The organism is Arsukibacterium sp. MJ3 (assembly GCF_000987765.1).
In the GTDB taxonomy this organism is placed as follows: Bacteria; Pseudomonadota; Gammaproteobacteria; order Enterobacterales; family Alteromonadaceae; genus Alishewanella.
On sequence record NZ_LAHP01000136.1, the window covers coordinates 1 to 565 of the forward strand.

The following is a 565-nucleotide window of genomic DNA, read 5'->3' on the forward strand; positions in this document are numbered from 1 at the left end:
AAGGTAAGCGGCATCGCTGTTGACCAACCATCTAACGCATTAATTGCGTTCTGCGGGTTGCCAAAATCGGCTGCGTCAGGAACGGGGATATTCAAGGTGCCATCAGTGGTACCACCTAATAGAATATCGCTCGGCACAGGAAGATTACCTGCCCCCGGATCAAACGCAACACGTGCGAATGGAATTTGTACTTCTTCTTGAGTTACAGGGGCATCGTTACCATCAGGCAAGCAAGCTGTTAAGCCTAATGCTGAGGTAATTGCCAATGTCAGAAACAGTTTTTTCATGAGGTATCCCCAATCCTTATTGTTCTAGTTCTTAAACTACTGCAATACGTACTACAGTGTAGCCGATTGTTCATTAGACGTTAACAGAAAGTTATACACCTCTGCTAATGATTATTAAAGAATTTTCGTAGAGTTTCCGATCTGTTACTGAGTTAAGGCACAAAAACAGGTAAACTTAGGGTACATCTTTAACCACTAAAGTAGGCATTATGCAGCATTATCAAAACTATCAGGCGCCAGCAGATGCGTTGGCAAATAAAGTTATCTTAGTTACCGGG

At 42.8% G+C, this 565-nt stretch carries 1 pseudogene; it reads right to left on the bottom strand.

Annotated features, from left to right (window positions below):
• A pseudogene (locus VT06_RS17170) lies at nt 1-287 on the bottom strand (lipase); the annotation flags it as partial.
• Between the last annotated feature and the right edge of the window lie 278 nt (nt 288-565).